The sequence below is a fragment of the Paenibacillus taichungensis genome (genome assembly GCF_047302525.1).
GTDB lineage: Bacteria > Bacillota > Bacilli > Paenibacillales > Paenibacillaceae > Paenibacillus > Paenibacillus taichungensis_B.
The window spans coordinates 3,214,966-3,230,396 of sequence record NZ_CP168020.1; the positions used below are offsets into that span (position 1 = coordinate 3,214,966).

Here is a 15,431-nt window from a genome sequence, read left to right on the forward strand (position 1 = left end):
GTATGGCCTATAATATGAAGTTTTCTACAACAACAACGTGGACTCAAATTAGTTTTGAAGCAGTTGTCATAATGCAACGATATAAGTAATTCACAATTGTGCTATGAACCATGTCTAAGGACTTATGAAGAATGCTGATAAGAAGGACGTTTCAACCATTTTTGTCGTTTTCTAAGTTCGTTGAAAGGCTGCTGTGATAAGATAAAACTTTATAAGAACATACGATCTGTTTATGCGAGAGGAGAAACTTTGACGATGGAAATGCTTAAGCCACCCGCCGAGACATTATATGAGACAGAATTACGGGCACTGCGAGAAGAAGATACAGGAAAACGTCCTCCAAACTGGCTGCTGTCCCCGGCCTATGTCAGAGATTTTATTATTGGCAGGGATAAACCTGCAATGTTGGATGGAGAAGAGGTTCCCATTACGCGGAAATTTTATGGCAATGATGTCCTGATTGAACGTTCCGTGGTAACTTTGGCAGGCAATCGGGGCTTGATGCTGGTAGGGGAACCCGGGACAGCCAAGACCATGCTTAGTGAATTGCTAACCGCAGCTATTTCCGGAACAAGTCTGAACACGATTCAGGGTACGGCAGGTACAACCGAAGACATGATCAAATATTCCTGGAATTATGCCATGCTGCTGGATAAAGGCCCATCCGAAGCGGCACTTGTACCCTCACCGTTATATAACGGAATGAAGAAGGGGATTCTTACCCGTTTTGAGGAGATTACACGTTGTCCTGCTGAAGCACAGGATAGCCTAATCAGTATTCTCAGTGACAAGGTAATGAGTATTCCTGAACTGGACGGCGGTGTGCTGTTTGCCAAACCAGGGTTTAACGTGATTGCTACGGCGAACATTCGCGATAAAGGCGTCAATGAAATGAGTGGTGCGCTGAAGCGCCGTTTCAATTTTGAGACGATCAAACCGATTAGCAGTGTGAAAATGGAAGCCAAAATTATTGAATCCCAGGCGCAAAGCCTGTTATTACATAGCGGGATAGACACCGAGATTAATTCGGATGTGGTTGAATTGCTGGCCACGACATTTATGGAGCTTCGCACAGGAATGACGCGGGAAGGTTACAAGTTGGATACGCCCCAAGCGTCCATGAGTACGGCTGAAGCCGTATCTGTATATGTACAGAGTGCAATGACTTCCTATTATTACGAAGACAAGGGAATTACATTGGATCGGCTGGTGCAAAACATGTTGGGGACGATAGCGAAAGAAAGCGACAAGGATCTGTCCATTCTCAAAACCTACTTCTCCAAGGTCGTGAAGGAGCGTTCCAGAGAAGAAGGGATTTGGAAGGATTACTACGAGGAGAAGAAATGGATCGGTTAACAGGAAAAGCTGATCTGGATGTTGCCCAGTTACAGACGCTATTTGAGTCTCAGGTCTATAACCTGAACAACGGAACGCTTTATTTTCCCATACGCCATCATAGCCCAGCCTGTTCCTATCATTTGCTGCGATTGATTGAAGAATACAAGCCGGACATCATTCTAATCGAAGGCCCTGAGAGCGGCAATCCCTTACTTCAAGTTCTGGCTGATGAGGCAACCCTACCTCCTGTCAGTCTTTACTACACCTATGAGAGTGAAGATGAGAGAGCGGCCTGTTATTATCCGATGCTTCGTTACTCACCTGAATATGTAGCGTTGAAAGAAGCAGCTCGGCTGAGCATCCCTGCAACTTTTATCGACCTGGACTATCATCATTTCTCTAAGCCCAACAAGGCAGAACAGCGGGAAATTTCCATTCAAGATGAAACTTTGCTCGCAGGGTCTGAGTTTATCCACCGTTTATGTCAAAAAACAAACTGTCGAAGTTTCGATGAATTGTGGGAGAACGTATTTGAAATTGGTGGTCTGGAGAAGTCAACACAGGCATTTGTACAGGATGTATTCACGTACTGCACCTTATCCCGGATGTGTTATTCAGCGGAGCGGTTGCACAGTACAGGTGATTTGGCAAGAGAAGCTCATATGAGAAGTCGTATTAAGCAGGCTGGGCAGGAGCATGAACGTGTGCTTGTCATCACTGGCGGATTTCATACGTATGGACTGCTGATGCCCGAGAATCATGAGACTGACTCAGAAGAGATGACGATGCAAGAGCATGCGAAGGCTCAGAATTCGGTGAATCAGCAGATGTATCCCATGGTCTACACGTTTGCTGAAGCGGATCGGCTGAATGGGTATGCAAGCGGCATGCCTTACGTGAATTATTACGAACAGATCTGGACCCAGCTGCTTCGGCAAAAGGACTCCGTGTATAATTTGACCGCTTTGGACTTGTTATCACGACTAACCCGCAAGCTGAGGGAAGGGCATGAACATGTATCAACCAGCGACGCTATTGAGGCTTACAGCATGGTTCAAGGACTCGCAGGACTGAGAGGAAAAAGGGAAGGCGGAGTCTATGAGCTGATGGATGCAACACTTTCTTCCTTTGTTAAGGGTGAACTTACGTTAGCTTCAGACAAACCTCTGCAAGAACTACACAGATTGCTAACCGGCAATGTCATCGGAAAAGTGGCTCCCAACCCATTTAGTATTCCGATCGTTGAGGATTTCAAAGAACGTTGTACAGCATCAAAACTTCAAATTCGAACTACAGGCCAACATAAGAAAATACTTGATTTATATGCCAAACCAGATCATCGTCGGCAAAGTCAATTGTTTCAATGTATGGTCTATCTCGTTCCGGATTTCGCGAAGCGACAATCGGGCCCGGATTGGATAGCACAGCGTGACATGAACCTTGTTCGAGAGACATGGGTGTATACCTATTCCTCCAGAATTGAGGCTCGATTAATCGAGAACTCGCTCTATGGAGGCACAATTCGGGAAGCCGCTACGCGCAAGATGGAAGAGGAAATGCAGGGAATACCGGATCATCACAGCGGTGACCTCGCCAAATCCATGCTTCAGGCTTTGCTTATGGGCCTGCAGGATACAGCAATGAAGCTGTATGAACATGTGAAGTCGGCGCTCCGGAAGGATGGGAATTTCTTGTCATTGTGCGGAAGTCTGCATATTTTGAATCGAATTCAGCAGCATCGCAGACTTCTTGGGTTGTCTGAGGAACAGCAGCTCCTCATTCTCGTATCCGAAGCCTATAACAATGCCGTGGACAAACTGATGCAGCTCTCAAGAACGAATCCGGATGAACATGAAGCGATTGTCCAGGGACTGAAGCTGCTTGCCATGCTGGCAGAGTCGTCCGAAGAGCATTTTCGGGATGAACCATTCAGGGCACACCTGGATGAACTTCTGTCAGACAGCCAGCTTCCGGCACAGCTGGAGGGGGTGTGTATTGCCATATCTTCAGGACTTGGCGACAGGCATAGAGAAGAGATCGTGGATCGAGCACGTGCATATATCCGGGGATCGCAGGAACAGACCCGCCAGACTGCACTTTATCTACAGGGTGTGTTCTCTGTAGCACGGGACGCTTTTTTGTATGAAGATCAGCTTTTATCGGAGTTAAACTATATGATCGAGCAACTTGATTATGAAGAGTTTATTCGTATGATCCCTGAACTTCGTTTGGCTTTTACTTACTTCACACCCATGGAGACAGGTCTGATTGCGGATCGGGTTGCGAGCTTGCATCAGGTAGAGAACGAAGAGATGTCATGGCCTTCCGTTGACGAGCGATTGCTGATCCAGACGAAAACATGGGATGAAGCCCTTCGGAAGGAGTTTGACGCATGGAAGCTGATCTGAATGAGCTCAATACAACCAAGGAAATTGTGAAAGACAATGCAGAGCTGAACCGGGCGGAAACCATAAACCGTTGGCGCCTTATTCTAGGTGAATCCGCCGAAGAAGGACTGTCCAATGCAGAAGATTACTCCCCTGATGATTTTAAATATACCGAAGTCGATGAGATTCTCGGATATCTGTATAATCGCGAATACGGTGAAGAGCAGGGTTACAGAAAAGGGGGAGGAAGGGGCCCCTCGGATCTAACCGTTCCCAAATGGTTGCATAAGGTCAGGGAATTGTTCCCGAAACCAACGGTAGAAATCCTGGAGAAACAGGCGCTTGACCGGTATGGCCTAACGGAATTGTTAACGGACAAAAAGCTGCTGGAATCACTCGAACCCAATATGAACCTGCTCAAGAATATTATGCAATTTAAAGGACGAATGAAAGGCGACGTATTAAAGAGCGCCAAGGAAATCGTACGAGTCGTGGTTGAAGAGCTGCGACGCAAACTCGAATCTCAGACCAAAGCGAGCATTATGGGGAAACGCAGCCGTTATGCATCCAGTTCGGTGCGTTCCTTGCGCAATTTGAATTTCAAGCAGACGATTACCAAGAACTTGAAGAACTATGACAAAAACAATCGAAGATTTGTAATTGATCGTCTATATTTTGACGGGAATATCCAGTCACACAACAAGTGGGACATCATCATTGGTGTGGATGAGAGCGGAAGCATGTTAGATTCAGTGATATACAGTTCGGTGATGGCAAGCATTTTCTATCGCTTGAATGCACTGCGAACGAAATTGTTTATTTTTGACACACAGGTTGTCGATTTGAGTGACAGGCTGGAAGATCCGGTAGATGTGCTTATGAACGTGCAGCTTGGTGGAGGAACGCATATTAGCAAGGCCCTCCGTTATGGTGAGACGTTAATCGAAAATCCTGGGAAAACGATATACATTCTCGTTAGCGATTTGGAAGAGGGTTACCCTATCCAGCACATGTATAAAGCATGTAAGGATATTCTGGATACGGGCTGCAAATTGCTTGTGCTGACCGCACTCGATTTTAACGGAGATACCGTGTACAACAAACATGCTGCGCAGACCTTATCCAATATGGGTGCACATGTAGCTGCGATTACGCCCAATGAGTTGGCAGACTGGATTGGCGAAATTATTACTTAATTGGTTATATACAATATCATTTATACACTCATATTCGAGGAGGAATGTGTAATGTTAACCGCAGACCGCGCAGTAGAAGCTTTAGTGGAGAAGTTTGCAGAGGTGTGTTCCAATGAATATTCGTTGAAAACGGACCGGAGTTCGGAAATCATTGATTATGTGATGGGAACGACGGATAAGTTTCCTGATATGATGGGAGGTTCCAGCCATTATGCCTACCAGACGATAGAAGTACTCATGAAAATTGCCAAAAAAGATGACGGAGACATCTTTTTTCGAGCGGGAGCCATTGTAATTCATATGGAATCCAATTATTCCAGAAGGAATTCGTGGAGAACCGATGGTTTTACGCTCTGCCTTGGAAACGACTCGGAGGCTTATGGATTGAGTGGAAAGAGCAAAAACAATGATCGGATGGGCGGGTTGCTGTCCCGTTTGGAAAAAATCAATCGCTATGCTGGAGAGAAGGAAATTCTGGATGAATTAAAGAGCAGACTGAAGGGAAATTTCCAGGATGTAATCAATGGAATGATACTCCTTCGACTCTATTCAGATCTCAATAATAGCCCTTCTCATCTTACCCAGGTGCAACAGTTCACTCAATCTCTGCCTGCATTGTTTCAACATGTGATGACCCATGATACAAGTAAGCTGCGGAACGAATTGCATGCATTGATTGAGCCACTGGTGGTTTGCAATTTTCAAACGAAACATAACCGATCTGCATATGAATTGAATGATGAATTCCTCCGGGAGAAGCATAATCAGGTTATAGCTGAGAACTATTCGGATACTTCTCTTTCCAAAAAGGAGCAACTGTCTTACAGTGAGTTCGACAAGACGATGATCCTTTTGAGCAATGCTTTGTTGTATTTGGTTAACATCAGTGGCGGCAAACAGCGTTTCCTTGAAAACAACAGTGAGACCGGTCTTATTTTGCTCGAAGCCATAAACCAATTACATGAGATCTATCCACTTGAAGTTCGGCGCTACTTGTTAAGCATGGATCCAAGAACGAAAAATGCTAATGAGTTACTGTCAGGGCTGGTGCCCCTAGACGAGCCATATCAGCTCATCGAAATGTTGCGTAATGAGCTCGAAGTGTACACCATACCATGGCAATTTCTGCAATCAGCTATTGTGAATGAGCCACAGCAAGCGATTCGTGCATACCACATATTAAAACCCCCATTCCTCAAATTATGTATCCAAAAAATGCTGGAGGGCCATGGAATCGCAGTGCCAGATGTGGATGAAACGGTTGAACAAGCCGTGTTCAGTGCTCTTCGACATCCATTAGACGGAGGGAGACAGGGGATTGCAATTGCACGATATTTGAACGGTGAAAGCTCACTTGAAGAATACTGGGAAGATCCGAATAGTCGTGGGCTGTTTAATAACCTGAATCGTGATAAAAAGCGCGTTCATAACTTGATCAGCATTAGTTTTCTGCCTTTGGATTCGGAGGCGATGCGTCGGTTCGTGATTCTGACCACGTATCCCGAGTGGACACTGGATATCGTTTCTGATATGTATCAATCTTACGCGTTTAGCGGTGAGAAGCTCCTTGAACTTTACGGCCAAGATCCAGAGGTGAAACAAGAGAAATTACTGTCTAGTCTGATCTCTCTCAACGGTATGACCGATTACAAGTACAAATCGATGCCTCAGGATGAATATCGCCGGATCATTCAGCAAAATCTGGACTTTGCTTTGGGACAGTACAAGAAACTGCCCACGGACACGCGCATCTTAATTTTGGAAATTACTTTTGAACAACGTCACGAGCTATCGAGTAAACAGGTAGCTGAAGCGATTCGTGCCGGATTGCAGGATTCATCCAAAAAGGCAAATGGCGTGGCGTTATCTGAATTCAATCGGATTCCTGACCAGGACTTATACACGACAATATATCGTTCGGAGAAAAAAACGGGTGTGAAAGAAATGGCTCTGAGCGCCATCCGCAGTTTGGATAATAGCAAGGATGTATACCTTGAGCTTCTGAAGGGTGAGAAGTCTGCAGAATGGAAGAACCTGATTCAAATTCTGCTGGATACCGCGGATCAAAGCCCAGAGTATGCTCATGCGGCACTTGCAGATCAGGCAGATGCCAAAAAACTGACCAGACTAAGCTGGTTGTCCTTAAACGATCTTCCTTCTCTGATACGATCAGAGGACAATCAACCATTAGATGATCGAATCAAGCAATATATCTTGGTGCAATCAATAGATCATACATCTGCGCCGAACGAAAGACTGAATGAACTACGTGAGTATGTAAGCGAGGATTCGCTCACACGGTTTGCTAGCGAGCTGCTGCAGTTGTGGATTCAGGAGAGTGCTTCTGCGAAGGAGAAGTGGGTAATGTACCTCTCGGCACTCTTTGGCGATACTCAAATTGTGAATATATTGGCTCCCCAAATTAAGGAATGGACAGAAAACAGCCGAGGCGCCATTGCGGCTGATGCTGTAAAAGTACTGGCCTATCTTAAGGAACCTTCTGCTCTCATGGCGATTGACAAGATTAAACGCAGTGTGAAGAACCGCCAGGTTAAGGGTGCGGCTGAAGAAGCGTTGCAGCTGGCAGCGGAAAATATGGGACTTAGTTCGGAACAACTGGAAGATCGACTCGTCACCACACTTGGTTTTGATAAGAATGGTACGATGCAGCTGAGCTACGGGGAGCGTTCATTCCTGATAAAAGTGAATGGAGATCTGCAGGTCGTTGTTGTAAATGAAGAAACGGGTAAATCTGTGAAGAGTCTACCTGCTCCTGCACAGAAAGATGATACTGAACTTGCCGCGCAGTCCAAGGCGCGATTTACTCAACTGAAGAAGGATCTCAAAACGATGGTTAACATCCAGGCGCAACGTCTGGAAGAATCTTTGTCTAAACAACGGCTGTGGTCTGCTGATGAGTGGACAGCATTGTTTGTACAGAATGTAATCATGCAGAAATTTGCTGTAGGGCTGATATGGGGTACGTATGAAGATGGTCAGTTGGTCACCACTTTCCGTTATATGGAGGATGGTACGTTTAATACCGTCGATGAGGATGAATACGAGCTGCCTTCGGGATCTCTAGTGGGATTGATTCATCCACTCGAACTGGACCAATCTACGCTCGAAGGATGGAAAACGCAGCTGGAGGATTATGAGATCAAGCAGCCGTTTGAGCAGCTGAATCGTCAAATTCATGTGCCTGAGGATGAAGACAAAAGCAAGGTTGAATATGACCGCTTGCCGGAGTCTGATTTCTCTCCCACCGCATTCCCCAAAGCACTGGAGAAATACGGATGGATCAAAGGTCCAGCGCAGGATGGCGGCTGGTATCATGAATTTTACAAAGAGTATGGAGATCTTGTCGCAGAACTGCGCTTCAGTGGTACCAGCATTTCATATTATGAAGGATTGGAAGATATCACGTTGGAATCTCTGCACTTCTTTAAACCTGGCAGTCAGAAACACTATTATTATAGCGATCACAAGTCCATTGCTTTGGGTGAAATCGCAGGTCGTGTGTTCAGTGAAACGATCTATGATATTTTAAGAGCGTCAGGACGTTGATCAAGTGAGTGGAATTGAACAGAAATTTCGGATTTTTTCGAAGCGGTGTACGGAGGATTATTTGATTCGATATGCCAATAAGGGATTGTACAAACGGTCTCTGAAAGATTTGGATAATGGCGTGAGTGTGCAATACACTTGGAATGAAGCATCTGTGAATTGTCAGTTGACTGATGGTACACATTGCACGCTTGAAAATACGCTGGATCATTGGGAGTGCTCCTGTCCGGCAGACAACATTTGCAAACATATACTAATTTCGATTTTGTATTATCAACGGGAACATCAGACAGAGGATACATTCAATCAGGGTGAAGAAGCGTCATCAGCAGAGTTGGAACCTGCGTCTGGTATGGTAATGGAGTCCCGCTTCCGCTGGATGGTTGAATCGGATCTTGCTCCTTTGATTAAATCGTATAGTTCTTCCTTGATTGAGGAGGTTCTGTTCCGATTAAGATATCCGGAGCAGATTGAAGTAACGGAAGATTCTCTTCTAACGGTGCGTCTGGTGAAACAAGAACTTGAGGTTTCGTTTACAGAGGAAGCTAGCCTGGCTAAGGCCCTGTGCAAAGTAAAACAAACTGTCGGCAATATGGCCAAGCTTGAAGCATTATTGCGGTATCGGATGCAACAAGGTTTGGATGATACGGAAGCCATAAGTGGAAGAGTCCATGATGCCAAGTTTTCACTTCAAACGGTGCGGGAATGTCGTTCCATGCTGGCAGGTCTGCTAAATACGGGGCTAGCACGTCTACCGCAATCGTATATGGCTCAATTGGAGACACTGGCGATTGCAGCCCATAGTGGTCATCTTCCCGACGTTGAGCGAGGTTTACGCGGGATTCAGGGAGAATTGCAGATGTTCTTTAACCGACATGTACGGTTCTCCATGCAATCGATGCTTGATCGGGTAAGCAAATTGTATCTTGCATTACAGGTGCTTGAACAAGAGAAGGTATCTGTTTTCAAACAAAGTCAGCTCATTGGCAGTTTCCGAAGTAAATACTATGCGGTTCCTGCGCTGCATCTGTATGGACTGGGTGCTGATGCATGGGAGACACGCTCCGGTTACCGTGGAATCACTTATTATTTCTATTGCTTTGATGATGCCGAAATCTATACGTATAGCGATGTGCGGGCGGTATACTATGAAGATAATCAATTCTCATATACAGAGCACTATGGTTCCTTCACTCCATGGCAGTCCAATCTGACTTTCCGTCAATTTGCCGGGGAAGAGGTTCAGTTTCGCTCGGTGAAAGTAAATGAAGAGCATAGACTCTCCTCCGGGGAAGGCGCTAAACTTACACTGTTGCCCCGAACAGGAGTGGAAGAGGTGAATCTGGGCAAGTTCATGCAAGATATACCCTCCGTACTCGCTGAGGATGCACGCTCATTTGAGTTGTTTTCCGTTCCGCAAGAACGACTGGCGATGATCAAGGTTACCCGGGTTGTAGAGCATCGCTTCGATAAGCAATCGCAGGACCTTATTCTAACGATGGAGAGTGACCATGGGGAGACGTTGGATCTGACTCTTTCTTATTCAACGGAATGGGAGACCATGATCAAACGGCTAGAGTCTGGCTATGGAGCAGGAACACTCGAAGACTTCTACGCTTTTGTGCGTATAAAGCAACAACGGATATACCCGATCAGCTTCCTGAAGGGTCCAACGGTGATCAGTCTGAAACTGGATACGGGCTATGGAAGGACGGGGAGAGTTGGAAGACTATAGTCAGTTGATGCAGAAGATCAGCAGCTGTTCAGAAGAGCTGTTGCTTCGCGGATTATCCCAATTCACACTGAAAGATATTGAAGTATTGGAACAGCTAATCGTGGAGACCTCGAGGTTCCAAATGACTTTCCTTCGTGAAATACTGGAGCTCATGATCGAAGAAGGCCGAAAAACTGCTCTGGGGAGCAGTGATGAGGAGCTTATGTTGCTTCATTATTGCCGCCTCACACAGTATGTACAGCTCAGCACTCAGGAATCATCCTGAACGGATTGACACATAAAGAATTGCAGAAGCGTGAGCATCTGCAATTCTTTTTATTTCATTTGAGTAAATTGGGTTTTTGAATCGAATCTAATATGGAAGGGAGGGTGAGCATGAAGGAAGAACAGATCAGGAAAGCAGTCGCTAGACGTGACCATGAAGCCATGGAATGGGTGATGAATAACTATGCTGGATTGTTGTGGAAAATTATTTATTCTATATTACATAATGCCTCAACAGAAGAAATCGAAGAATGCGTAGCAGACACCTTTTTTTCATTTTGGCAAAATCCACTTTCTTTCCAGCCCGAGCGCAGTAGTTTGAAAAATTATCTGGCAACTATTGCGAAGCACAAGGCCAGTGATCGTTACCGGAAATGGAATCGCAGAAGTGAGATTTCATATGAGGAGAGTATTCATTTTGTTCAAACTGAGGACACTCTCTCTAAATTAATCAGTAAAGAAAGGCAACTTGAATTGGAGCAGGCTATTGAATCATTTCCTGAACCAGACCGAGAAATTCTGAAACGTCGGTTTTACGAAGCTCAGAAGCCATTGGAAATTTCAGAAGCATTGTCTTTGCACGTCAGACAGGTCAATAACAAAATTTATCGTTCGAAACAGTGGTTGCGTAAGTGGTGGTTGCAGAAGAAATAGAGGAGGTGATTCCCATATCGAATCCAGGAGATCATTTTACGGAACAGAATCTAACCCATATCAAAAAAATATTCCATGAGAAAGCGCGCCTTGAGGCAAATTTGCAATTTAATTCACAGAAGAAGAGCAAACAACTAAATAGAAGAAGAACCCGTAAGTTAATCTATATCCCCATTGCAGCCATCCTCTCTTTAACTATTGTTACAGGTGCAGCAGCGGCTATGGGAGTAATTGATCTTTCATCTATTCTGCAATTTTTGAGTGGAGATCGAATCAACATTCTTCGTCCGGTAAATAAGACCAGTGAAGATCAGGGCATACGCATGCAGACTCTCGGTGCTGTTCGAGACGGCAGCACAACTGAAATTTATGTGGCCCTCAAGGATTTAACAGAAGACCGAGTGAATGCTTCGCTTGATGTATATGATTTTCATGTATCAGGTGGTCGGTCACATAATGCAAAGTTAGTACAGTATGATCCTGCTGAGAAGACTGCGATTATTCGATTTCTGGTTCAGGGAAAACGGCTCAGCAATCGAATGAGTGTCCAGATTAGTTCTTTTTTATCAGGCGCAAATAAAGAGGAGAACTATGATTCTGGGCTCAATCTCTCAGAACTCCTGAGTAAGAAGCAGCAGACCGAATATGACACTCTTGATCCACTCAAAGACAGTATTAGCGGGTGGGGAGGTGAATCCGCTCTGGAATTAAGTGAACAGGAATTCATTCATGTACTTCGTCAGGATCAAACCCATATTAAGTTGCCTGGGATCAATTGGATGTATATATCCAATATAGGTTTCGTCGATGGGAAATTGCATATTCAGATTAATCCAGATGACGAGATGGGTAGATACAATCATGGTTATTTTTTCTTTACTGATGATCAAGGGAACAAGCAGGATATCCCCATGAATAGTGTCTCCTATGGCTCTTATATCAAAGGTGGTACTCGATACGGTGGGGATTATGAGGAGTATATTTTTGATATTTCGAATATCAGTCAACTCAACAAGCTCCAGCTTAAAGGAGATTTTACTAGTTATGATCAGTACGTTACGGGGAAATGGGAAACAACTTTTGATCTGAAACAGGATTTATTAAGTAAAACTGGAAAAGCAACTCTTACGCTGAATGATGAATTACGTACAGAGATTGTAGTCTCCTCCCTGGGTGTTACGCTTATGGGCAAAGGGGTCAACCAAATAACGCCTGAGAATCTTCATATGGTACTCTATCTCAACGATGGCACGAGCATTTATCCCAAATCGGGGTTCCTGAACATTGACGACAATTTGATGAAGTGGATATCACCTCAAACAATACCGGTAAATGAAGTGAATTATCTGATGTTGAACGGACAGAAAGTGTTATTGCAAGATCCTTAAAGATAGTTACAAATAAAATGGGCGGTCTTCACGACTGCTCTTTTTTTATAAGATTTTGTTATTCGCTCTCAACTTTTCAAGGTTAACGGTTATATTCGCTGAGATGTCATATCCCCGCTTATGTTGCATACCCATACCATTAGGCGAATGCTGTCTTAAGGAGGAAACAGGCATGTCCATGAGCGAACCTCTGTTAACGCAAATTGTCAATCAACATATCCCGGCTGACGCGACTGTCGTCACCATTGATAAACCGGTCAAACATCCGGCCATTTATGCTTCAGATTTAACCGGAGACGGAATGCCGGAGATTGCTGCTGTATATGAGCAGGGCGGAGAATTGATGCTGCTAGTTCTGAAATTTTACCAGGGTCACTGGATCAAGATGTCTTTGACGAAAGGCTTGGGTTATGGTGTTACCTTGCTGACAGCGGCATCGGTGACATCCACGGCGCGGAACAATCTCATTGTCGGCTGGCAGATCGGTGCGATCTGGTCGAAGCTTGCTGTATATGAATGGACGGAATCAGGACTGACTGATCAGGCGCCAGAAGATTTGTATTACAGCCATGCGGAAATCATCGATATGCCGGGTCACCACGGCAGAGATGGCAAAGTAGAGATTGCACTCTGGATTCATGATACAGGTGAAGCTTATCGGGTCGAGATCATCCGCTGGCAGAATGGTAAATGGGTTCCCGCAACAGATGTATACCCGTATTACTTTCCTAAGGTAGTAAAGTATTACGAACAATTGGCAGAACAACATCCAGATTATATTTTCTATTGGTATTATCTTGCGGACGCTCAGTATAAAGCCGGATTATTTCCTGCTGCACTCGTTTCGGTCCAAAAAGCGCTAAGTTTCAGTGACCCCTACCCTTCACGGAAAGTTCTGCTTGAGCTGGAAAAGAAGATTAGGCAAGCCATGGGCACAGAGGGGCCGCGTGAAACAACGTGGTTATTTCCGATATCAGTTAGAACAACAACTGGAACCCGGTGGGGTTATATGGACGCCCAAGGTCGTATTCGTCTTGAACCGATACTTGACGATGCCCAAGACTTTCAACGAAATGGCCTGGCTGTCGTAGTGAAAGACGGGAAGACTGGCATCATCAATCTTAACGGGCAATTTGTCATTCAACCTGTATACGATTCCATTAATTCTTTTACAGAAGGTCGGGCCATTGTCATTGATTCCCAAGGGTTCAAGATGATTGATGAACAAGGCGCAGTACTGACCAAACGGGCGTATCCGTATATAGCCGATGTGAAGGACGGCCGAGCGCTATTTTACCTTTCAGACAGCAGTCAGGCAGGCGGGGAAGTCAGTCGTTACGGTTATTTGGACACCTCTGGAAATGAGGTCATTCGGGCGCAGTTCGCTTCAGCGAACGATTTTCAGGATGGCCAGGCCGTTGTGCAGATCAAGGAAAATGAATATGCGTTAATTAACCGAAATGGTCAGCGGCTGGCGACGTATCCATATGCCTATGTAGGAACTCTGGGTGACGGATTACTTCCTTTTCAGAAAGAGGCATCGGGAAAATACGGTTATATCGACGAAAGTGGTCATATCCGAATTCAGCCGAGCTTCACATCGGCATTTCCGTTCAGTGGTGGGTACGCTATTGTGAATACAGCGGAGGATTACAACTCCATCTATGGCGTTATTAATACTCAGGGCATATTTACCATCCAACCCGCCTACAATGACATTCGAGATCTGGGAGAACATCGGTTGGCCCTGGGGCAAGCGATTGATCCCAAACAGTCTTTTATCGGATCGGTCTATGCAATTGCAGATGTCAATGGTAGGAAACTTTCGGATTTTGTATATACGGATGTATCAAATTACAAGGGAGGGCTGGCTTCAGCCACAAATGGAACACAAACGTTCTTTCTGGATCTAAATGGGCGACCTGCAACGGGATACCCACGTGTTGAAGGCTCGGGCACACTCGAATTGGTAGCTCCCGATCTGATCAAGGCATATGTTGACCAGCGCGTATCCTATGTAAACCGAACCGGGCAAATCATTTGGCGGCAAAATACAATCGTTCCACTTCACCCGCCTTATCGTGTACGTGAAGAGAAATATAAGCCAAACCCCGATTACCTCGTGTATTATCCGCAGGTGGAAGGGTTAACCGATCAAGCCGTTCAGCTTGCAGTAAACGCCAAGTTAAAGGCACTTTCCCAAGTGAAGCCAATCCCTGCGGATCAGAAGTTGGATTACACGTATACAGGGGATTTTGATATTACGTTCTACCAGCAGCAATTGCTTCAACTCAAACTCACGGGTTATAACTACCCGGCTGGTGCAGCACATGGCATGCCGACAATGATCTATGCGATCATTAATCTGAGCAGTGGTCAGATGTATGAACTCAAGGATTTGTTTAAACCGAACAGTGATTATGTGAAGGTGCTTAGCAAAATCGTAGGTGATCAGATCAAGAATGATCCGCAGTACTCTTATGTTTTTCCGGATACGTATGAGGGAATCAGCCCGGATCAGCCGTTTTTTGTCACAGCGGATGCATTGCATCTATACTTTAGCCCTTATGAAATCGCTCCTTACGTCGCGGGATTTCCGACGTTTACAATTCCTTTTGTCCAGATCAAGGATATTATTAATACAGAGGGTTCATTCTGGAAAGCTTTTCACGAGCAACCATAACCAATCCATTTCACCCTAGTGCAGAGAGGCCATATGTCCAATATATGGTCTCTTTTCTTTCGTTCTCGTGAATTATCAGATGAAATAAAACAAAATGATGCCGTTTATTATCCGTATAGAGGTATTTTTACTCCGTTTTGAGGTAGTAGCTGATCGCTGTGCTGTGAGATATTAATTGGGCGTATATAACACTGCGCGATATTGAGAATGATTATTAAT

The 15,431-nt window shown here is 45.0% G+C and carries 9 protein-coding genes; all 9 read left to right on the plus strand.

Annotated features, from left to right (window positions below; translation table 11 throughout):
- Nucleotides 1–255 precede the first annotated feature (255 nt).
- The gene (locus ACDJ58_RS14535; RefSeq protein WP_413379055.1) at nucleotides 256–1,356 is read left to right on the plus strand and encodes an ATP-binding protein; all 1,101 of its coding nucleotides are present in this window, start codon (nucleotides 256–258) and stop codon (nucleotides 1,354–1,356) included.
- The gene (locus tag ACDJ58_RS14540; RefSeq protein WP_413379057.1) at nucleotides 1,344–3,746 is read left to right on the plus strand and encodes a DUF5682 family protein; all 2,403 of its coding nucleotides are present in this window, start codon (nucleotides 1,344–1,346) and stop codon (nucleotides 3,744–3,746) included. The genes ACDJ58_RS14535 and ACDJ58_RS14540 overlap by 13 nt, the downstream gene beginning before the upstream one ends.
- Nucleotides 3,731–4,921 carry a VWA domain-containing protein gene (locus tag ACDJ58_RS14545; protein ID WP_413379059.1) on the plus strand — a complete coding sequence of 397 codons (1,191 nt, stop codon included), beginning with the start codon at nucleotides 3,731–3,733 and terminating at the stop codon, nucleotides 4,919–4,921. The genes ACDJ58_RS14540 and ACDJ58_RS14545 overlap by 16 nt, the downstream gene beginning before the upstream one ends.
- 51 nt (nucleotides 4,922–4,972) lie before the next feature.
- On the plus strand, nucleotides 4,973–8,488 hold the full coding sequence (locus ACDJ58_RS14550) for a DUF4132 domain-containing protein (protein ID WP_413379061.1): 3,516 nt from the start codon (nucleotides 4,973–4,975) through the stop codon (nucleotides 8,486–8,488).
- Nucleotides 8,489–8,492: 4 nt separating this feature from the next.
- On the plus strand, nucleotides 8,493–10,223 hold the full coding sequence (locus ACDJ58_RS14555) for a hypothetical protein (protein WP_413379063.1): 1,731 nt from the start codon (nucleotides 8,493–8,495) through the stop codon (nucleotides 10,221–10,223).
- Entirely contained in the window at nucleotides 10,210–10,488 is a 279-nt protein-coding gene (locus ACDJ58_RS14560) for a hypothetical protein (protein WP_413379065.1), read from the plus strand. Before ACDJ58_RS14555 ends, ACDJ58_RS14560 begins: the two co-directional genes overlap by 14 nt.
- Nucleotides 10,489–10,598: 110 nt before the next feature.
- Nucleotides 10,599–11,141, plus strand: coding sequence for a sigma-70 family RNA polymerase sigma factor (locus ACDJ58_RS14565; RefSeq protein ID WP_413379067.1), 543 nt, complete (start codon nucleotides 10,599–10,601; stop codon nucleotides 11,139–11,141).
- Nucleotides 11,123–12,529 carry a DUF4179 domain-containing protein gene (locus ACDJ58_RS14570; protein WP_413379069.1) on the plus strand — a complete coding sequence of 469 codons (1,407 nt, stop codon included), beginning with the start codon at nucleotides 11,123–11,125 and terminating at the stop codon, nucleotides 12,527–12,529. Before ACDJ58_RS14565 ends, ACDJ58_RS14570 begins: the two co-directional genes overlap by 19 nt.
- 172 nt (nucleotides 12,530–12,701) lie before the next feature.
- Nucleotides 12,702–15,212 (plus strand): WG repeat-containing protein, encoded by a 2,511-nt coding sequence (locus ACDJ58_RS14575; protein WP_413379071.1) that lies wholly within the window; start codon nucleotides 12,702–12,704, stop codon nucleotides 15,210–15,212.
- The last annotated feature ends 219 nt before the right edge of the window (nucleotides 15,213–15,431 follow it).